The following is a 19,794-nucleotide window of genomic DNA, read 5'->3' on the forward strand; positions in this document are numbered from 1 at the left end:
CTCGATGTCCGAACCTCTCACGGCGCTCCGGGATTCGACCGGCCCGGGGTGAGGGTGGGCGCGGGGACGGGGGCGGGGGCGGTCGGGGAGGACGAACGGCCGGTGGACGGCCCCGGGGTGGAGGGGGCCGGGCTCGTGGACGGGGTGACGCCGTCGCCGTTGTTCTCGTCCCGCAGCAGCGCCGCCGCGGACACCCCCGCGCCCGCCACCGCCGCGACCAGCAGCGCGGCGACGAGCACGCGTCGTGCCGGCTGCCGCATGAAAGGCTCCTCGGGCAGGCGCCGATCCGCCGCGCCCGGGTGCGACGGCAGTGGCGGCAGACCGGATGCGTCCTGCGGCCGGCCGCGCGGCGCGTCCCGCACCGTCGGCGACGCGTACCCGGGCGGTGGCGCGTACCCGGGCGGCGGCGCCGACGGCGTCCGGCCCGTCGCGCGGAAGGCCCGCAGCATGCGCTCGGCCCGGTCGGCGTCCAGCCGCCGGTCCGGGTCCCGTTCCAGCAGGCCCCGGACGACGGGCAGCAGCGGCCCGGCCTGCGGGGGCGGCTGGATGTCCCCGACGACGACCGCGTGCAGGATGCCGCCCAGCGAGTCACGGTGGAACGGCGACTCGCCGCTGAGGGCCGTGCACAGCAGTGCGCCCAGCGACCACAGGTCGGACTCGGGCCCGGTCCTGGCACCGGACATCCGCTCGGGCGCCGTGTACTCGGGCGAGCCGACGAAGGACCCGTTCTCGGTGAGCGTGGGGGCGCCCTGGACCTGGGCGATGCCGAAGTCGGTGAGGACGACCCGGTCGGTGCCCTCTTCCAGCAGCACGTTCTCCGGTTTGAGGTCGCGGTGCAGGACCCCGGCCGCGTGCGCGGCGCGCAGGGCGCCGAGCAGGTCGACGCCGATGCGCGCGGCCTCGGCCGCGTCGACCGGTCCCCGTGCCGCGAGCCGGTCGGCGAGGGAGCCCCCCTCGATCAGCTCCATGACGATGCAGGGGCGTTCGGCGTCCTCGACGACGTCGTGCACGACGATGATGTGCGGGTGGCTCAACTGGGCCACCGCCCGGGCCTCACGCAGCGTGCGGTCCCGCTGGCGGCGCGCCTCCGCCGCCGAGAGCGTCTCGTCGTAGGGGAGTTCCTTGACGGCCACCCTCCGGCCGAGCAGCTGGTCCGTCGCCCGCCAGACCACGCCCATGCCCCCACGCCCGAGCCTCTCCTCGAGCCGGTAACGGCCCGCGACGACACGCACGTTGTGCCCCTCGGTCCCCATGCGGCCATGATGCCCCACCGGACCGGGCCCCTCCGGGGCGGCGGAACGCCGGTGGCCGAAACAGACAGCCCCCGGTCAGCGGCCGGGCCGCCTCAGGAGGTCTTCTCCTGCCACCCCTGCAGCACCGCGGTGAACTGCTTGCGCGCCGTCGCCCAGTCCGCCGCGGGCGCCGACATGTACAGCGCGTACTCGGTGCCGTCGCGGGCGACGTACGTCTCCTCGATGGCCCGGCGCGGTCCGGGGAACGGGGTGTCCTTCGCCCGCGCCGTCCAGGTGTACTCCCACAGGGCGCCTTCCCGGTCGCGGTAGACGTTGCGTTCCAGCGCGACCCGCCGGTAGTCGGCCAGTCCCTTCAACTGCTCCTCCAGGTCGAGCTGGTGGGCGTAGGGGTCGGCGAAGTCCGGTGAGGTGTCGACGGCGATCCGGACGAAGTGCCGCCCGCCGTCCGGTGTGTAGTCGATCTGCCGGAGTTCGCCCTGCGGTCCGAAGGGCTTGCGCTTCCAGCCCGCGGGCAGGTAGAGGCTGAAACCCGCGGGGTCGTCACGGCGGGTCCAGCCGTCCGGGACGGAACCGCCCGGCCTGGCCGAGGGACCGACGGACCCCGACGCCGTGTCCGGTGTCCGGCGGCTGTCGTCCCACTGCCGCAAGGCCACGGCCGTGCCCCCGCCGATGACGGCCGCCAGCGCGACGACGAGGGCGAGGGTGCGCAACCGCCGGCGCCTGCCCGGCCCCGACGCCAGCGCCGGGCCCGACCGCTGTCCGGCGTACTGCGACTGCGTCTGCGGCTGTGCCGCGCCGTACGGCTGATGCGGTCCGTAGGCGTGCGGGCCCGTCGTCACCGGACCGGTCCCGGTGGGGCCTGTCACCCTGGGGCCGGTCGTCGACGCACCCGCACCCGGGGCGCCGGGCCGGGGCGTTCCGGTGGACGGGGCGCCGGCCAGCGGCGGCAACGGCGTCCCGGAATACGGGCCGGAGCCGGACCGACCCGCGCCGTGAGGTCCGGCGGTGTGGGGTCCGGTGGCACGGGGTGCGCTGCCGTTGAGTCCCGTGCCGTTCGGGCCGGTGCCGTTCGAGCCCGTGCCGTTCGAGTGCGTACCCACGGCGCCCGCGCCGGACGCACCGGACGCACCGGATGGGCCCGACGGGCCGGACGGACGGGACGCACCCGACGGACGGGACGCACCGGCGACGGCCGGGCCCGCGCCGCCGTGGTCGTCCCGGTAGGGCCGCGTCCCCCCGTACTGCGTTGGCACGTACGCCTGCGCCCCGCTCGGCCGCCGCCCCTCCGCCGCCTCGGCCAGCATCTGCTCGGCCTCGGACGGGTCCGGCCGGGTGGCGGGATCCTTGCGGAGCAGCGCGGTGATGACGGGCGCGAGCGGACCGGCGTGACGGGCCTCCTCGGCCTCCTCCTCGACCACGGCCTGCATGGTGGTCAGCGGGGTCGTGCGGCGGAACGGCGAGCGCCCCTCGACGGCCGTGTAGAGCGTCGCGCCGAGCGCCCACAGGTCGGAGGACGGGCCGGGGTCGTGGCCGCGGACGCGCTCGGGTGCCAGATAGTCGACCGAGCCGACGACCTCGCCGGTCCGGGTGATGGTGGTGTCGCCCTCGATCTGGGCGATGCCGAAGTCGGTGAGCAGGACCCGCCCGTCGCGCCCGAGCAGCACGTTGCCCGGCTTGATGTCGCGGTGCAGGACACCGGCGGCGTGCGCGGCGCGCAGGGCCCGCAGCACCCACAGCCCGACGCGCGCCGCCTCGCGTGGCTCGACGCGTCCCTCCTCCTTGACCGCGTCGGCCAGCGAACGGCCCTCGACCAGCTCCATGACGATCCACGGGCGCCCGTCGTGCTCCAGCACGTCGTGCACGGTGACGACCGCGGAGTGGTTGATGCGCGCGGCGGCCCTGGCCTCGGCCCGGGTGCGCGCCAGCAGGATGGCCTGCTCGCTCTCGGAGACGTAGAGGGCGGCCGTCAGCTCCTTGAGGGCGACCGACCGGTGCAGTACCTCATCGTGCGCACGCCACACCCGGCCCATCCCGCCGCTGCCGATGGCGTCGGCCAGCCGGTAGCGGCCCGCCACGAGCCGGCCCTGCATCTGATTCACGTTGCCCCGCAATGGTCTTGACAGGGTCAGGGTAAGGACCCGCCCTTCCGCAGGGAACAAGCGGGGTGCCACGGTGACCGCACTGTGACGGTTGTCCACCGCCGGGGTGGGAGGTGAACGAAGGCGCGGTCACGGCGTCCGGCCGGACCGCCCGCCGCTCATCCCGTCACCCGGTAGGTCGCCGCCGCCTGCTCGTACAGCCGCGTCACCTCGTCCCGGTCGGCCTCTGGACCGCGCACCTGCAGCACGTGGTAGCGCCCCTCGACCAGCATCGCGAGGTTGCGCACGTACAACTCGCCCCCGTCGTCGGCGGTCCAGGTGAACTGCCCCTCGGCCATCCTCCGGCCGCCCACCTCGATCGTCTTCAGCCCCGTCGAGGTGGCCCAGCTGGAGTCGCGGTACGGCTGCAACTCGCGCTCCCGCTCCCGCTGGTAGGCCATCGGGTCACTGCCGTACTCCGACGCGCTGTCCCGGCCCGGTACGACGATGAGCTCGAAGTCGCCCTTGGCGTAGACGACCTGGCCGTTGCCGTTGCGCGGGGTGCGGTCCCAGCCCTTGGCGACGGCGACCTGGAAACCGGCCGAGTCCTTGCGCAGCGTGAAGCCGTCGGCGACGCCCGGGCCGGTCGTCTGCGTCTCGGAGGAACCGGCCGAGGCCGACGAACTCCCCTCCGGCGCGGGCGAGGTCTGGTCCGGCCTCGGCTCGCCGCTGGCGTCGGGCTCGGGCGCCTGGCCGACCTCACCGGCGGCACCGGTGCGGTCCGCGCCCTGCGCGCCGCCGGTGTCCGACTTCGGCATGAACAGCATGGCGTAGGCGATCGCCGCGGCCATGGCGAGCAGCACCAGCACGAGCAGGGTGCGGCCCAGCCGGTGCGGCGAACCGGACTCCTTGGCCCGCTTGTGCCGCCCGTGATGCGCCGGGAGCCCGGCCCGGCGCCTGCGCACGAGCTCGCCCCTGCGGCGTACGACGGGCAGCCGGCTGGCGTCGGCCGGGGGCGCCGGGACGACGTGCAGCCCGGCCTCCGGTTCCGGCGCCGAGCGCACCAGCGAGCGCAGCCAGCCGCGCAGTTCCTCGAAGTCGAGGCGCTCGGTGGGGTCCTGCCGCAGCAGCGACTCCACGACCGGCCGCAGCGGCCCGCACTCCTCCGCGTACGCGGGCGGTTCCGCGCACACCATCTGCACCAGTTCGGCCGTCGACTCCTCCGGGTAGGGCGCGTGGCCCTGCACGGCCCGGAACAGCAGCGCGCCGAGCGCCCACAGGTCGGTGGCGGGGCCGATGGGCGCGGCCAGTTGCCAGTTCTCGTGCACGGGTCCGGCCTGCTCCGGCGCCCAGCGCTCCGTGACGGGTCCGACGACCGCCATCCGCGCCTGGCGCGCCCGCTCGGCGGCCAGGGCCGTGGCCGGACCGCGCCGGGGTGCGGGGGTGTGGGCGACCAGGTCGTCCCAGCGGGCGGGTTCGGAGGGGTCCTGGGCCGGGGGGAGCGCCGCCTGCTCCTGGCTCTGCGGCGAGGCCGCCGCGCCGCGCGGTGCGGCGCCGTGCCAGGCGGTGGTGCGGGGCTTGCCGCCCACACCGTAGGGGTCGGCTATCCGGCCGGGTGGGGACGCGTCGGGCGCGGTGCCCTGCCCGGGCACGTACGGCGTGTGCGCCGAGCCGTTGCCGTGGGGTCCGGGGCCGCCGTCCGGGGCGGGCCGGGCGCCGGGCAGCGCCGCCCGGCCGTTCTGCTGGGCCTCCTGCACCCGCGCGGCGGCCCGGGCGCCCGCCCGGTAGGCCGCGATGGCCCCGGCGCGCGCGGCCCGTGGGTCGCTGTCGTCCGGGGTCCGGCGCACCGGCACCACCGCGCCGGCGCCACCGGTGTCCCGCCCGGCCGTCGGAAGCCCCCTGGACTCCCGCGCCTCTATGGCGGCCCGCCGCGCGGCCTCGGGATCACCCGGGCCGCCGGTACCGCTGCGGGCACCGGCACCGCTCCCGCCGCCGGGGCCACCGGCACCGCCGGCCGGACCGGGCCCGGCGCCCTGCGGTCCCTGCCCGGGTGCGGACTCCTCGAACGGCGGAGGCGGCACCGGGTCGTAGCCGCACAGCGCCTCCTCGGCCGCCCCCACCGCGAGACCGGTCAGCATCACCCGGCCGTCGTCGCAGACGAGCACCGTCCGGGCGGTGATGTTGCGGTGCACCCAGCCGTGGGCGTGCAGCACGCGCAGCGCCGTGAGCACGTCGCTGGCGACCTCGGCCGCCCGGTACGGCGTCAGCGGCTTCTCGGCGAGCAGCGCCGCGAGCGGACGCGCGGCCACCAGCTCGCTCACGATCCACAGGGAGCCGCCCTCGGCGAACACGTCGAAGACCTGGTCGAGACGGGGATGGTCGGGGATGGCCGCCGCCGCCTGCGCGGCCTCGACCGCGCGCCGCACCACCGGGTCCGTGGGCCGCCGCACCCCCGGTCGCGCACCGGGCCGCCGCGCTCCCCCGTCACGTGCGGTGAAACCGTCGGGCAGCCCCTCCGCGTCGAGGACCTCCGCCTCGACGACCTCCGGCAACGGCACCTGCCGGACCAGGACTTCCTGTCCGCTGTAGGTGTCGAAGGCCCTGGTCTCGGTGAGTTCGTACTCGTCGGACGGCGGCAGCGGCAGGCGGTAGCGGTCGGCGAGTACCCGTCCCGCATAGTCGTCCACGTTGCCTCCCCCGTCGGCCCGGTCGGTCACATCCGTTCGCCCCACGGTCCGTTCCGACTGCGCACGGTCCGCAAACATTTACGATACGTGCCGCAGGCAACCCGCATTGTGGGGATGCCAGATCTGCCTCCCCAAACCCGCGGCCGCTCATGCTCAGGACTTGGGTTCGAAGGTCTTCGTCAGCGTCCGCCAGGTGTCCTTGCGCAGCTCGCCGTCCCAGTCGGCCGCCTTCGCCGTGTACATCAGCGCGTACCCCTGCCGTTCGTCGACCACGAAACCGCGGTCGATCGTCCGGTACGCGGTGCCGCCGTCCGTGTAGGTGAACTCCCAGTCGGCGGTGTTCCAGCCGCGGTAGTCCACCTTCTCTATTCGGATCTTCTTGTACTGGGCGCGCTGCATGTAGCGCTCCTGGTTCTCCCAGTCCGCCACCGGGTCGCCCTTGGGCGTGGACGTCCAGGCGATGAGCAGCTTCTGCCCGCCGGGGCCGGTGAAGCGGTCGCCCGCCGCACCCGTGGACTGGTACGCCCAGCCCTTGGGCAGGCCGATCGAGTACCCCTGGTTGCCCTGGTGCGTCGACTCGGCCGCCGTGCCGTCCCCGCCGGAGGAACCGCTCCCGGCGGAACCGCCGGATCCGTCGCCCGGCGTGCTGTTCTGCGCCGGGGAGGACGGGGCGGGGCTCTGCGCGCCGTCCGTGCGCGTGCCGTCGCTCTCGTCGCCCTTGGTGCGGTCGCTGCCGGACGCGCTGGCCGCGGGCCGGCCGCCGCCCTTGCCCGCGCCCTGCGGGTCCTTGTCGTCGCCGCTGAGCGTGATGGCGAGCACGGCGCCGATCACGGCGAGCGCCACGACCACCGCGATGATCAGGAGCGTCCGCCGCGGCACCACGTCGGTGAGCGGCGCCCGGGGCGCGGGCCTCGGCGGCAGGTCCGGCGGCGGCATCACGGGCCACCCCGAACTGCGGCCCCCGGACGCCGTCTTGCTCTCCTTCTCACCGGCTCCGGCGGCCGCACCCGAGGCCGCCGCACCCGACGGCGACCCGGCGGCAGCGCCGGCGGACCCGGCCCGCTCCGGCCGCCCGGCCGAACCGGAGGAGGCTTCGGAGGTCTCGGCGGTCTCCGGCTTGGCGGTGGTGGCGGCGGCGGATCCGGCCGCGGCCTTGCGCACCGACCGCAGTGCGCCGCGCAGCCGCTCCCCGGCCTCCTCGCCCCGCTTGGCCCCGGTGCCGGCCGAACCGCCCTTGCCCGAGGACCGGTCCGGCTGGGCCGGCAGCGGCACGACCTTCGTCGCGTCCAGCGGCTCGCCCCCGGCCCTCGCGGGCGCGTTGATGACCGCGTTCAGCATCGCCCGGGCGCCCGCGTCGTCGAGCCGCTGGGCCGGGTCCTTGGTGAGCAGCCCGTGGATGACGTCCGTCAGCGGGCCGGCGTTCTTCGGCTCCTCCAGGGGCTCGGTCATCACGGCCGTCAGCGTCGCTATGGCCGACCCCTTGTCGTACGGCGGCGATCCCTCCACCGCCGCGTACAGCAGCCCGCCGAGCGACCACAGGTCGGCGGCCGGGCCCGGCTTGTGCCCGCGCGCCCGCTCCGGGGAGATGTAGGAGGGCGCGCCGACGAGCATGCCGGTCGAGGTGATGGACGGGTCGCCCTCGACCTGGGCGATGCCGAAGTCGGTGAGCACGACCCGGCCGTCCTCGGCGATCAGGACGTTCGACGGCTTCACGTCGCGGTGCAGGATGCCCTCGCGGTGGGCGGACCGCAGCACGTCCAGGACGGCGAGCCCGACTTCCGCGGCCCGCTTCGGCTCCAGGAGCCCGTCCTCGCGGATGACCTCGGCGAGCGACTTGCCCTCGACGAGTTCCATGACGATCCAGGGCCGGTCGTCCTCCTGGACCACGTCGTACACCGTCACGGCGCTGTTGTTCCGGATGCGCGCGATCGCCTTGGCCTCGCGCAGCGTCCGCGTGATCAGGCGCCGCTTCTCGTCCTCGTCGATGTTCGACGGGAACCGCAGTTCCTTGACGGCGACCGTCCGTCCCAGGGTCTCGTCCTGGGCCCGCCAGACCGTGCCCATGCCCCCGCGGCCCAGCACTTTGCCCAGCCGGTAACGCCCCGCGAGGAGACGCTCCTTGTTGTCCTGACGAGTGTCCTGACGAGATGTGCCCGCCCGCTCCGCCTCCGACATGCGTCCCCTCATACAACCCGCCCTGACAGAGCCTCCATTGTCTCTCACCCGACAAGTGCCCAGTGCCCAGGGGGCCCCAGGTGATGCCCCCGCGGGCTCACAGCACCGGAACCCGGCCGCGGCCCACCCGGCGCCGCCCTGCATGATGGCCCCCGGAATCCGCCGTCCGAGACCGGCCACGCCCGGCATCCCGATCTCGCCACGTCCCGGCGTTCCGACGCCCCGACCTCGCCACACTTCCCTTCCGCTCCCCCGACACCCCCACGCCCTGACACCCCGACACCCCGACCAGGGAGGTGCCCGCATGCCGTCCTTCCGGGCGCTGCTGGCCCTGCCCGTGTCCCTGCTGTTGCTCGGACTGCCGCCCGCCGACTCCTCGGCACTGTCCGCACCGCCCCCCGACGCCGTGCTGCCGCTGCTGGTGACCCGGGGCCGGGCACCCGCCGCGGCCCTGCTGGCCCGGGAGGGGACCACGACCCGGTACGCCGCGGCCGGGGACGGAATCGCCCGGTCGGACCACTTCCGCGCCGGCAGCGTCACGAAGACGTTCGTCGCCACGGTCGTGCTCCAACTGGCCGCCGAGCACCGTCTGTCGCTGTCCGACACCGTGGAGCGGCACCTGCCCGGCCTGGTGCGGGGCGCGGGCAACGACGGCCGCGCGCTGACCCTGCGTTCCCTGCTCACCCACACCAGCGGCCTGTACGACTTCACCGCGGCCACCGACGGCACCGTGCCCGTCGCCCCCGATCAGGCCGTCCGCATAGCTCTCACCCACCCCCCGGCCGAACGCGGCCGCTTCTCCTACTCGAACACCAACTACGTGCTGCTCGGCATGGTCGTCGAGCAGGTCACCGGCGCCTCGTACGCCACCGAGACCGAGCGCCGCATCCTCACTCCCCTGCGCCTGACGGGCACCTCCTTCCCCGGATCGCGCTCCTGGCTGCCCTCCCCGCACGGCCGCGCCTACGCCGCCGACGGAACCGACGTCACCGACCTCGACCCGCGGGCGGCCGGAGCCGCGGGCGAGTTGGTGACCACGCTGGCCGACCTGGACCGCTTCTACGCGGCCCTGCTCGGCGGCCGGCTGCTGCCCCCGCGCTGGCTGCGCGAGATGCTCGACACCCGTGCCGCACACGGCGCGTACGGCATGGGGCTGTTCCCCGAGAAGCTCCCGTGCGGCACGACGGTGTGGGGGCACAACGGGCACATATCCGGCAGTTACGTGCGCAGCGCGGCCACCGTCGACGGCCGACGTGTCCTCACCTTCCGCGTGAACACGGACGCGATAGCCGATCCCGGTCTCGAACCCGCGGTGCTCGCGGCCGAGTTCTGCCCCCGCACCTCGTAGAACGCCCCGGTCCCGAACGAAGATCCCACCTCCGGACACTCGTTCGGGTGAACGGGCCGGTGCGGGGCGGGGGCGCGCCGGGTCTCTACAACGGCACGATGTCCGGTGCCCCCAGCCGCGCCGCGTCCGCCGTCAGGTCGTCCGGCTGCCGCTGCGACTCCCGCTCGGCCTCGACCCGCTTCTCGTAGTGCTGCACCTCGCGCTCGATCTGGTCCTTGTCCCAGCCGAGGACCGGCGCCATCAGCTCGGCGGCCTCCCGCGCGCTGCGCGTGCCCCGGTCGAAGGTCTCGATCGAGATGCGCGTGCGCCGGGTCAGCACGTCGTCCAGGTGCCGCGCGCCCTCGTGGGAGGCCGCGTAGACGATCTCGGCGCGCAGGTAGTCGTCGGCCGCGGGCAGCGGCTCCCCCAGCGACGGGTTCTCGGCGATGAGTGCGAGCAGTTCCTCGGTCATCGCCCCGTACCGGTTGAGCAGGTGCTCCACGCGCACCACGTGCAGGCCGGTCCGGGCGGCGATCCGCGCCCGCGCGTTCCATAGCGCCCGGTAGCCCTCGGCGCCCAGCAGCGGCACCTCCTCGGTGACGCACTCGGCGACCCGCATGTCGAGGCCGTGCACCGCCGCGTCCACCGCGTCCTTGGCCATGACCCGGTAGGTGGTGTACTTGCCGCCCGCCACGACGACCAGCCCCGGCACCGGGTGGGCCACGGTGTGCTCGCGCGACAGCTTGCTGGTGGCGTCCGACTCGCCGGCGAGCAGGGGCCGCAGGCCCGCGTACACGCCCTGGACGTCGTCGCGGGTGAGCGGCACCGCCAGCACCGAGTTCACATGCTCCAGCAGGTAGTCGATGTCCGCGCTGGAGGCGGCCGGGTGGGCCTTGTCGAGGTCCCAGTCGGTGTCGGTGGTGCCGACGATCCAGTGCCGGCCCCAGGGGATGACGAACAGGACGGACTTCTCCGTGCGCAGGATGAGCCCGGTCGTGGAGTGGATCCGGTCGCGCGGCACGACCAGGTGGATGCCCTTGGACGCCCGGACGTGGAACTGCCCGCGCTCGCCGACCATGCCCTGTGTGTCGTCCGTCCACACGCCGGTGGCGTTGACGACCTGCTGGGCGCGGATCTCGTACTCGCCGCCGCCCTCGACGTCCTGCACCTTCGCGCCGACGACCCGCTCGCCCTCGCGCAGGAAGCCCGTCACCCGCGCGCGGTTGGCGGCCTTGGCGCCGTACGCCACCGCCGTGCGCACCAGCGTGGCGACGTACCGGGCGTCGTCCATCTGGGCGTCGTAGTACTGCAACGCGCCGACCAGCGCGTCCTTCTTCAAGCAGGGCGCCACACGCAGGGCGTGACTGCGGGTCAGGTGCCGGTGCATCGGCAGGCCCCGGCCGTGCCCGCGCGCCATGGACATGGCGTCGTACAGGGCGACGCCCGATCCGGCGTACAGCCGCTCCCAGCCCTTGTGCTGCAGCGGGTACAGGAACGGCACGGGCTTCACCAGGTGCGGGGCGAGCCGCTCCAGCAGCAGACCGCGCTCCTTCAGGGCCTCCCTGACCAGGGCGAAGTCGAGCATCTCCAGATAGCGCAGGCCGCCGTGGATCAGCTTGCTCGACCGGCTGGAGGTGCCGGACGCCCAGTCCCGCGCCTCGACCAGGCCCGTGGACAGACCTCTGGTGACCGCGTCGAGGGCGGTGCCCGCGCCGACCACGCCTGCACCCACGACCAGCACGTCCAGCTCGCGCTCGGCCATCGATGCGAGTGACTCGGCGCGCTGCGCCGGTCCGAGTGTCGCTGTCCTCACCGCTGCCTCCCGCTCATCGGTCGCGCCGACCGCACCCGTCGGGCACAGCCCCGTCCGTATCCCCCTGCCCAGATTCTGACCGCGTTGCCCCACTTCAGCCACCACGGACCCTCAGCCTGTGGACAACGGTCACGGAACACTCACCGAAACTCGGCCGGCCAATGCCGCATATCGGTCATATTTACTCCTAGTCTGACATTGCGCTCGCCCGTCCTGTCCACAGGGCTTGCGCACCTGTCCCACTTCGGTTATCGGGAAGGACGGCCACGCCATGCCCGCAGATCTCGCCGTCATCGGACTCGGCCCGTACGGCCTGCCCCTTGCCCAGGCCGCCGTCGCCGCCGGCATCCCCACGCTGGGCTACCGGACCGGCCCCGAGGCCGGCTCGCTCAGCCCCGCCGAGCTGCGCCGGATGCTCTCGGGGGGCTTCCGGCCGGCCACCGACCCGGCCGAGCTGGGCCGGGTCCGCACGGCGGTGCTCTGCCCGCCGACCCCGCCGGGCGCGGACGGCACGCTCGACCTCGGCCAGCTGGAAACGGCCGCCCGCACCCTGGCCGCACACCTGCGCCCGCACACCACCGTGATCCTGGAGTCACCGGTGCACCCGGGGACGACGGAGGACTTCCTGCGCCCGCTGCTGGAGGAGGGTTCGGGGCTGCGCGCGGGCCGCGACTTCCACCTGGCGTACTCCCCCAGCCGGATCGACCCCGGCAACCGCGAGGCCGTGCCCGCCACCACCCCGAAGGTCATCGGCGGTCTCACTCCGGCCTGCACCGAGTCGGCCGCCGCGTTCTACGGCAGGCTGACGGACAAGGTGGTACGCGCGCGTGGACTCCGCGAGGCGGAGACCGTGCAGCTGCTGGAGACGAACTACCGGCACGTGAACATCGCCCTGGTGAACGAGATGGCGGTCCTCTGCCACGACCTCGGCGTCGACCTGTGGGACGTCATCCGCTGCGCCGAGACCAAGCCGTACGGCTTCCAGGCCTTCCGCCCGGGCCCGGGCGTCGGCGGCCACTCGGTCCCCCAGGACCTGACCGGCCGGGCCGGCCGCGGCCTGCGCATGGTGGAGCTGGCCCAGCAGGTCAACAACCGCATGCCCGGCTACGTCGTCCAGCGCGCCGCCACGCTCCTCAACGAGCACGGCAAGTCGGCCCGGGGCGCGCGCGTGCTCCTGCTGGGCGTCACCTACAAGCCGGACCTCGCCGACCTCCGGGCCACCCCGGCCCAGGAGATCGCCCAGCGCCTGATGGAACTGGGCGCCGCGGTCAGCTACCACGACCCGCACGTCCCCGCCTGGAGCGTCCTGGACCGCCCCGTCCCGCGCGCGGACTCCCTCTACGAGGCGGCGGCCGACGCGGACCTGACGATCCTCCTCCAGCAGCACCGCACGTACGACCTCCAGGGCCTGTCGGTGAAGGCCCAGCTCCTGCTGGACACGCGGGGGGCGACCCCGACGGGGGCGGCGCACCGGTTGTGAAGGGGGGCGCGCGAGGTGCGGCAACCAGGGGACTGCTGGCACCCGGCACCCGGCCCGGGTACCTTACGAGAACAGACGGAGCCCACCACAGAGGCCACTGCGGCAGGCTCCTGGATGGATCACGGAGTGTCCGCCCCTAGGTTCCTTGGGGGCGGCCGCTCACCATCCGAAAAGGGTGGAGCCCACCGCAGGGGGCACTGCGGCAGGCTCCTGGATGGATCACGGAGTGTCCGCCCCTAGTTCTTGTGGGGGCGGCCGCTCACCATCCGAAAATCCGCAAGATCCACCTCCTCCGGCACTGCACCATCCGAAGACGGAGTCGGTCCCAGCGGGTGGGCTTGCGGTGGCGACCCATGGGCGCCCCCTTCCACGACGCCGCCCAGTGGCCCGGTGAACGGCTCGTCGGTGTCGGGCCGGGCCCCGAGGGCGGGGTCCGGACCGTGTCCTTGGAAGGGGGCACCCAGAAGAACCGGGGCGCCGATCACGGACCTTAGCGGCTCACCACCGCCCCTCACCGACCGGAACGGCCCGAAGGCAACCGTGCGCCCCCTGGCGCCAACAAGCGCCCCGGCCGAGCCACTTGGGCAAGCGAAAGGGCCCGGCCACTCCCCTGAGTGGCCGGGCCCTTTTGCCTGCGGAGCGGGTTACCGCCGGTGCTGCGAGTCCGCCACCGTGACCTCGACCCGCTGGAACTCCTTGAGCTCGCTGTAGCCCGTCGTGGACATGGCGCGGCGCAGGGCGCCGAAGAGGTTCATCGAACCGTCGGGCGTGTGGGACGGGCCCGTGAGAATCTCCTCCAGCGTGCCGACCGTGCCGAGGGCGACCTTCTTGCCGCGCGGCAGCTCCTCGTTCACCGCCTCCATGCCCCAGTGGTGGCCCTTGCCCGGGCCGTCCGTCGCACGGGCCAGCGGGGAGCCCATCATCACCGCGTCCGCGCCGCAGGCGATCGCCTTGGGCAGGTCGCCGGACCAGCCGACACCGCCATCCGCGATCACGTGCACGTACCGGCCGCCGGACTCGTCCATGTAGTCACGGCGGGCCGCGGCGACGTCGGCGACGGCCGTGGCCATCGGGACCTGGATGCCGAGCACGTTGCGCGTGGTGTGCGCGGCGCCGCCGCCGAAGCCGACCAGCACACCGGCCGCGCCGGTGCGCATCAGGTGCAGGGCGGCGGTGTACGTGGCGCAGCCGCCGACGATCACCGGGACGTCCAGCTCGTAGATGAACTGCTTCAGGTTCAGCGGCTCGTGCGAACCGGAGACGTGCTCCGCCGAGACCGTCGTACCGCGGATCACGAAGATGTCCACGCCCGCGTCGACGACCGCCTTGGAGAACTGGGCGGTGCGCTGCGGGGAGAGCGCGGCGGCGGTGACGACGCCGGAGTCGCGGACCTCCTTGATGCGCTGTCCGATCAGCTCCTCCTTGATGGGAGCGGCGTAGATCTCCTGCAGACGGCGGGTCGCGGTCTCCGAGTCCAGCTCGGCGATCTCGTCGAGCAGCGGCTGCGGGTCCTCGTAGCGCGTCCACAGGCCTTCGAGGTTCAGCACGCCCAGGCCGCCGAGCTCGCCGATGCGGATGGCGGTGGCCGGCGAGACGACCGAGTCCATGGGGGCGGCCAGGAAGGGCAGCTCGAAGCGGTAGGCGTCGATCTGCCAGGCGATCGAGACCTCCTTCGGGTCCCGCGTACGGCGGCTGGGGACGACGGCGATGTCGTCGAAGGCGTACGCCCGGCGGCCGCGCTTGCCGCGCCCGATCTCGATCTCAGTCACGTTGGTGGCCTTTCCCTGATGCGTTTCAGCGTCTTCCAGTATCGCCGACGGGCACGCCGAGGGCGGCCCCGGATGCTCCGGGGCCGCCCTCGGGAGGCCTGACCGCTACTTGCGGCTGTAGTTCGGCGCCTCGACCGTCATCTGGATGTCGTGCGGGTGGCTCTCCTTCAGGCCCGCCGACGTGATGCGGACGAAGCGGCCCTTGGACTCCATCTCCTCGATGGTGGCCGCGCCCACGTAACCCATGGTCTGGCGCAGACCGCCGACGAGCTGGTGCAGCACGTTGGCCAGCGGGCCGCGGTAGGGCACCTGGCCCTCGATGCCCTCGGGCACGAGCTTGTCGTCCGAGGCGACCTCGGCCTGGAAGTAGCGGTCCTTGGAGTAGGACCGGCCCTGGCCGCGGGACTGCATCGCGCCCAGCGAGCCCATGCCGCGGTACGACTTGAACTGCTTGCCGTTGATGAACTGCAGCTCGCCCGGCGACTCCTCACAGCCCGCGAGGAGGCTGCCCAGCATCACCGTGTCGGCGCCGGCGGCCAGGGCCTTGCCGATGTCGCCGGAGTACTGCAGACCGCCGTCGCCGATCAGCGGGATGCCCGCCGGGCGGGCCGCCAGGGAGGCCTCGTAGATGGCGGTGACCTGCGGGACGCCGATGCCGGCGACCACGCGGGTGGTGCAGATGGAGCCGGGGCCGACACCGACCTTGATGCCGTCGACACCGGCGTCGATCAGCGCCTGGGCGCCGTCGCGCGTGGCGACGTTGCCGCCGATCACGTCGACGTTCACGCTGGACTTGATCTTCGACATCCAGCTGAGGGCGTTGCTGTTGTGGCCGTGCGAGGTGTCGACGACCAGGAAGTCCACACCGGCGGCGGCCAGCGCCTGGGCCCGCTCCAGCGCCTCGGGGCTGGCGCCCACGGCCGCGCCGACGATCAGCCGGCCCTCCGCGTCCTTGGCCGCGTTGGGGTACTGCTCCGCCTTCACGAAGTCCTTGACGGTGATCAGGCCCTTGAGGACGCCCGCGTCGTCGACCAGCGGCAGCTTCTCGATCTTGTGACGGCGCAGCAGCTCCATGGCGTCGGGGCCGGAGATGCCGACCTTGCCGGTCACCAGGGGCATGGGGGTCATGACCTCGCGCACCTGACGGGTGCGGTCGGACTCGAAGGCCATGTCGCGGTTGGTGACGATGCCGAGCAGCTTGCCGTTGCCGTCGGTGACGGGGACGCCGCTGATGCGGAACTTGGCACACAGCGCGTCGGCCTCGCCGAGGGTGGCGTCCGGGTGCACCGTGATCGGGTCGGTGACCATGCCCGACTCGGACCGCTTCACCAGGTCGACCTGGTTGACCTGGTCCTCGATGGACAGGTTGCGGTGCAGGACGCCGACGCCGCCCTGGCGGGCCATCGCGATCGCCATGCGCGACTCGGTGACCTTGTCCATGGCGGCGGACAGCAGCGGGATGTTCACCCGGACGTTGCGGGAGATGCGGGACGAGGTGTCGACCGCGTTGGGGAGCACTTCCGATGCACCCGGCAGCAGCAGCACGTCGTCGTAGGTCAGCCCGAGTGTCGCGAATTTACCGGGCACTCCGTCGACGTTGGCAGTCATGACACCTTCCCCAAATGGCCTTGATCGGTGCGGATGTCCATGCTAACGGGAAGCAGGGCTGTCTCATTCCACGGTTCCGGCCCGCACCGGGCTTCGTATGTTCGTACGGAAGCGGCGCACCGCCTGTTCAACGAAGGGCTGCCGTAGGCCTACTGCTCGGCCAGTGCCCGCAGCCGGCTCAGCGCCCTGTGCTGTGCGACCCGGACGGCGCCGGGTGACATTCCCAACATCTGGCCGGTCTCCTCCGCCGTCAGCCCCACCGCGATCCGCAGCAGCAGCAGCTCCCGCTGGTTCTCGGGCAGGTTGGCCAGCAGTTTCTTGGCCCACTCCGCGTCGCTGCTGAGCAGGGCGCGCTCCTCCGGCCCCAAGGAGTCGTCGGGCCGCTCGGGCATCTCGTCGGACGGGACCGCCGTCGAGCCCGGGTGACGCATCGCCGCGCGCTGCAGGTCGGCGACCTTGTGGGCGGCGATGGCGAAGACGAACGCCTCGAAGGGGCGCCCGGTGTCCCGGTAGCGGGGCAGTGCGAGGAGCACGGCCACGCAGACCTCCTGGGCGAGGTCCTCCACGAAGTGCCGGGCGTCGCCCGGGAGGCGGGACAGCCGGGTCCGGCAGTAGCGCAGCGCCAGGGGGTGGACGTGGGCGAGCAGGTCGTGCGTGGCCTGCTCGTCTCCGTCGACGGCGCGGTGGACGAGCGCGCCGATCGCCCCTTGGGCATGGGTCGCCTCGTCGTCACGCATCGGTCCATGGTGCCCTGCGGCCGCCGGGTCCGCGGCACCGCGCCCGTTGTTGTGCACCGAAGCGTTATGAGCAGGTGCGCCGGAACTCATCCCCTGCGCCCTCCCCTTCCGCTCGACCGACTCGTCCCCGAGGAACTCCACACCCTCAAGGATGCGGCATCCGCGGCGAAACCAGCAGCGGGCCTCGGGCGGACCTCCGGTCCACCCCGGCTCACCTGGGGTTCCGTGCCCTCACCACCATCGCCGCGGCCTGTGGGGCCGCTGCCGGGACCTGCCGTTCGGATGATCCCGGGGACGTGGGCCCTCGCCCGTGCCCGCCCGGGCCCACCTCGCCCGGACGGGGGGAGGGAACCCCCACCGCCGTCGGCCGCCGGCTCCCGCACGGGCGGGTGCGGCTCACGCGGGGGCATCCGTGTGCCCCCGCTCTCCGGCGGGTGCCGGAGGCCGCGTGTCGAAGCCGGCCCGGTCCGAACGACAGGCCCTAGCGCACCAGGCCCCACCGGAAGCCGAGCGCCACGGCGTGGGCCCGGTCGGAGGCGCCGAGCTTCTTGAACAGGCGCCGGGCGTGCGTCTTGACGGTGTCCTCGGAGAGGAACAGCTCGCGGCCGATCTCGGCGTTCGAACGGCCGTGGCTCATGCCTTCGAGCACCTGGATCTCACGCGCCGTGAGCGTGGGCGCCGCGCCCATCTCGGCCGAGCGCAGCCGGCGCGGCGCGAGCCGCCAGGTCGGGTCGGCCAGGGCCTGCGTCACCGTCGCGCGGAGCTCCGCGCGGGAGGCGTCCTTGTGCAGATAGCCGCGGGCCCCGGCCGCGACCGCGAGGGCCACACCGTCCAGGTCCTCGGCGACGGTGAGCATGATGATGCGCGCACCGGGGTCGGCGGACAGCAGCCGCCGGACCGTCTCGACGCCGCCCAGTCCGGGCATGCGTACGTCCATCAGAATCAGGTCCGAGCGGTCGGCCCCCCAGCGGCGGAGGACTTCCTCGCCGTTGGCCGCCGTCGTCACGCGCTCGACGCCGGGCACGGTCGCGACCGCGCGGCGGAGCGCCTCTCGGGCAAGCGGGGAGTCGTCGCAGACGAGGACGGAAGTCATGGCCGCCCTCCGCAGCTGATGCGCGTCACCTTGAGCCTCCAGGCTGGTACGAAATCGTCACCTGTGCGGTCGACCGCCTCGGACGCCTGCCCGAGCGCTTGTTGCTTCAACCGCCTCGCACTCTCAACGACGGTCACTCGAAAGAGTTACGGGGCCGACTGCCATCTTCGGCACTCTACGTGAGGGCGCGGACACGGTGCAGATATGCGCGGCAGACCCTCGAACTTTCATCACAACCTATGCCCCATTCAGACCTATTTCTTCCGCTTTGGCAGTGTCTGGAGCTAGATTCGCAATGAGTCATATTTTCATCTCCTTAGATCGTAGTTGTACGGTCGTGGACACCGGATCCGCCAAGAACGGCTACAAGGGGTCACGTAATGGCAGATTTCTCCCGCCTTCCCGGACCGAACGCGGACCTGTGGGACTGGCAGCTGCTGGCTGCCTGTCGCGGGGTGGACAGCTCGCTCTTCTTCCATCCGGAAGGGGAGCGCGGTGCGGCTCGAAGCGCTCGCGAGAACTCGGCCAAAGAGGTCTGCATGAGGTGCCCGGTGCGCGCCGAGTGCGCCGCCCACGCGCTCGCGGTGCGCGAGCCGTACGGCGTGTGGGGCGGGCTGACCGAGGACGAGCGTGAAGAGCTGATGGGGCGGGCGCGCAACCGGCTGGTGTCGGCGTCGACATCCGGCGGGCACGCCGCCTCGAACAACTGAAGGAACGTTTCTGCTCACAGGCACGCGCACGCGTGCCGTTGGTTTTTGGCGCGCGTGCGGGCCGCCGGCCGGTCCCGGCGCGCGCGGGCCGGGCCGGGCTAGCGGCGGGCCGCCCGCGCCAGCTGGTCGAGGGTGGCCGCCACCGCGGGGACCTGGGCGAGGTCGGGCAGCGTCAGCGCGACGATCTCCCGCCGCACCGCCGGCTCGAGCGTCACGGTGCGCGCGCCCCGGGGCCGTACGGACTCGACGGCCAGCTGGGGCAGGACGGCCACGCCGAGGCCGGCGCCGACCAGGCCGACCACCGCCGGGTAGTCGTCGGTGGCGAAGTCGATGCGCGGGGTGAAGCCGGCCGCCGCGCACACCTCGACGAGCTGGCCGCGGCAGCGCGGGCAGCCCGCGATCCACGGCTCCCCGGCGAGTTCGCCGATGGCGACCGACTCGGCGCCCGCGAGCCGGTGCCGGTCCGGCACGAGCGCGACGAGCCGGTCCGACAGCAGCGGCCGTACGACCAGGTCGTCCCACTCCTCGGCGCCCGCCGCCCCCTCGTAGCGGAAGGCGAGCGCCACGTCGCAGTCACCCTCGCGCAGCAGGCCGACCGAGGCGGGGGGCTCGGCCTCCTCCAGCGAGACCCGGGTGCCCGGGTGGGCCTCGCGCAGGGCGGCGAGGGCGGTGGGGACGAGCGTGGAGCTGCCGCTGGGGAAGGACACGAGCCGGACCCGGCCCGCCCGCAGCCCCGCGATGGCCGCGACCTCCTCCTCCGCGGCGGTGAGGCCGGCGAGGATGCCGGCGGCGTGCCGCACCAGGGCCTCACCGGCCTGGGTCAGGCGCATCTCCCGCCCGGTGCGGATCAGCAGCGGGGTGCCGACGGAGGTTTCCAGTGCCTTCATCTGCTGGCTGACGGCGGGCTGGGTGCAGCCCAGTTCCCGCCCCGCGGCGGAGAAGGAGCCGGTGGCCGCGACGGCGCGCAGGACGCGGAGATGACGTGCTTCGATCACCCTTCGAGAATAAGCGAGAATAAGCGAGCCTTTGGATCTCCTCCGGAAAATGCGTCGACGCTTTGGGGG

13 protein-coding genes are annotated in these 19,794 nt (G+C 73.5%); 3 read left to right on the forward strand and 10 right to left on the reverse strand.

The window, feature by feature from the left end; genetic code table 11:
• Positions 1 to 17: 17 nt before the first annotated feature.
• The 4 genes from ACF07N_RS09980 to ACF07N_RS09995 all read right to left on the reverse strand — a co-directional run bounded on the left by ACF07N_RS09980 (position 18) and on the right by ACF07N_RS09995 (position 8,193).
• Positions 18 to 1,253: a serine/threonine-protein kinase gene (locus ACF07N_RS09980; protein WP_392110473.1), complete on the reverse strand. Its 1,236-nt coding sequence runs from the start codon at positions 1,251 to 1,253 to the stop codon at positions 18 to 20.
• Between the two features lie 92 nt (positions 1,254 to 1,345).
• A complete protein-coding gene (locus tag ACF07N_RS09985) occupies positions 1,346 to 3,343 on the reverse strand; it encodes a protein kinase (protein WP_392111120.1) in 1,998 nt (665 codons plus the stop codon).
• Between the two features lie 167 nt (positions 3,344 to 3,510).
• The gene (locus tag ACF07N_RS09990; protein ID WP_392110476.1) at positions 3,511 to 6,018 is read right to left on the reverse strand and encodes a protein kinase; all 2,508 of its coding nucleotides are present in this window, start codon (positions 6,016 to 6,018) and stop codon (positions 3,511 to 3,513) included.
• 153 nt (positions 6,019 to 6,171) lie between these two features.
• Positions 6,172 to 8,193 carry a serine/threonine-protein kinase gene (locus tag ACF07N_RS09995; RefSeq protein ID WP_392110479.1) on the reverse strand — a complete coding sequence of 674 codons (2,022 nt, stop codon included), beginning with the start codon at positions 8,191 to 8,193 and terminating at the stop codon, positions 6,172 to 6,174.
• Positions 8,194 to 8,497: 304 nt separating this feature from the next.
• On the opposite strand from ACF07N_RS09995, the gene ACF07N_RS10000 reads away from it, so the two are divergent.
• The gene (locus tag ACF07N_RS10000; RefSeq protein ID WP_392110482.1) at positions 8,498 to 9,541 is read left to right on the forward strand and encodes a serine hydrolase domain-containing protein; all 1,044 of its coding nucleotides are present in this window, start codon (positions 8,498 to 8,500) and stop codon (positions 9,539 to 9,541) included.
• 85 nt (positions 9,542 to 9,626) lie between these two features.
• On the opposite strand, the gene ACF07N_RS10005 is transcribed toward ACF07N_RS10000, so the two are convergent.
• Entirely contained in the window at positions 9,627 to 11,333 is a 1,707-nt protein-coding gene (locus tag ACF07N_RS10005; RefSeq protein ID WP_392110485.1) for a glycerol-3-phosphate dehydrogenase/oxidase, read from the reverse strand.
• Positions 11,334 to 11,604: 271 nt separating this feature from the next.
• On the opposite strand from ACF07N_RS10005, the gene ACF07N_RS10010 reads away from it, so the two are divergent.
• Positions 11,605 to 12,813 carry a nucleotide sugar dehydrogenase gene (locus tag ACF07N_RS10010; protein WP_392110488.1) on the forward strand — a complete coding sequence of 403 codons (1,209 nt, stop codon included), beginning with the start codon at positions 11,605 to 11,607 and terminating at the stop codon, positions 12,811 to 12,813.
• A gap of 644 nt (positions 12,814 to 13,457) precedes the next feature.
• Here ACF07N_RS10010 and ACF07N_RS10015 read toward each other — a convergent pair.
• The 4 genes from ACF07N_RS10015 to ACF07N_RS10030 form a co-directional block, all read right to left on the reverse strand.
• Positions 13,458 to 14,582: a GuaB3 family IMP dehydrogenase-related protein gene (locus ACF07N_RS10015; RefSeq protein WP_365093145.1), complete on the reverse strand. Its 1,125-nt coding sequence runs from the start codon at positions 14,580 to 14,582 to the stop codon at positions 13,458 to 13,460.
• Between the two features lie 105 nt (positions 14,583 to 14,687).
• On the reverse strand, positions 14,688 to 16,190 hold the full coding sequence (gene guaB / locus ACF07N_RS10020) for an IMP dehydrogenase (RefSeq protein ID WP_383335064.1): 1,503 nt from the start codon (positions 16,188 to 16,190) through the stop codon (positions 14,688 to 14,690).
• Between the two features lie 149 nt (positions 16,191 to 16,339).
• Positions 16,340 to 16,927, reverse strand: coding sequence for a sigma-70 family RNA polymerase sigma factor (locus ACF07N_RS10025; protein ID WP_383335062.1), 588 nt, complete (start codon positions 16,925 to 16,927; stop codon positions 16,340 to 16,342).
• Between the two features lie 481 nt (positions 16,928 to 17,408).
• Positions 17,409 to 18,020 (reverse strand): response regulator transcription factor, encoded by a 612-nt coding sequence (locus ACF07N_RS10030; protein WP_003948568.1) that lies wholly within the window; start codon positions 18,018 to 18,020, stop codon positions 17,409 to 17,411.
• A gap of 380 nt (positions 18,021 to 18,400) precedes the next feature.
• On the opposite strand from ACF07N_RS10030, the gene ACF07N_RS10035 reads away from it, so the two are divergent.
• Positions 18,401 to 18,730 (forward strand): WhiB family transcriptional regulator, encoded by a 330-nt coding sequence (locus tag ACF07N_RS10035; RefSeq protein ID WP_031119978.1) that lies wholly within the window; start codon positions 18,401 to 18,403, stop codon positions 18,728 to 18,730.
• 98 nt (positions 18,731 to 18,828) lie between these two features.
• Here ACF07N_RS10035 and ACF07N_RS10040 read toward each other — a convergent pair whose 3' ends face one another.
• On the reverse strand, positions 18,829 to 19,725 hold the full coding sequence (locus ACF07N_RS10040) for a LysR family transcriptional regulator (protein ID WP_383336988.1): 897 nt from the start codon (positions 19,723 to 19,725) through the stop codon (positions 18,829 to 18,831).
• Positions 19,726 to 19,794 lie beyond the last annotated feature (69 nt).

Source organism: Streptomyces sp. NPDC015242 (assembly GCF_043079125.1).
Lineage (GTDB): Bacteria > Actinomycetota > Actinomycetes > Streptomycetales > Streptomycetaceae > Streptomyces.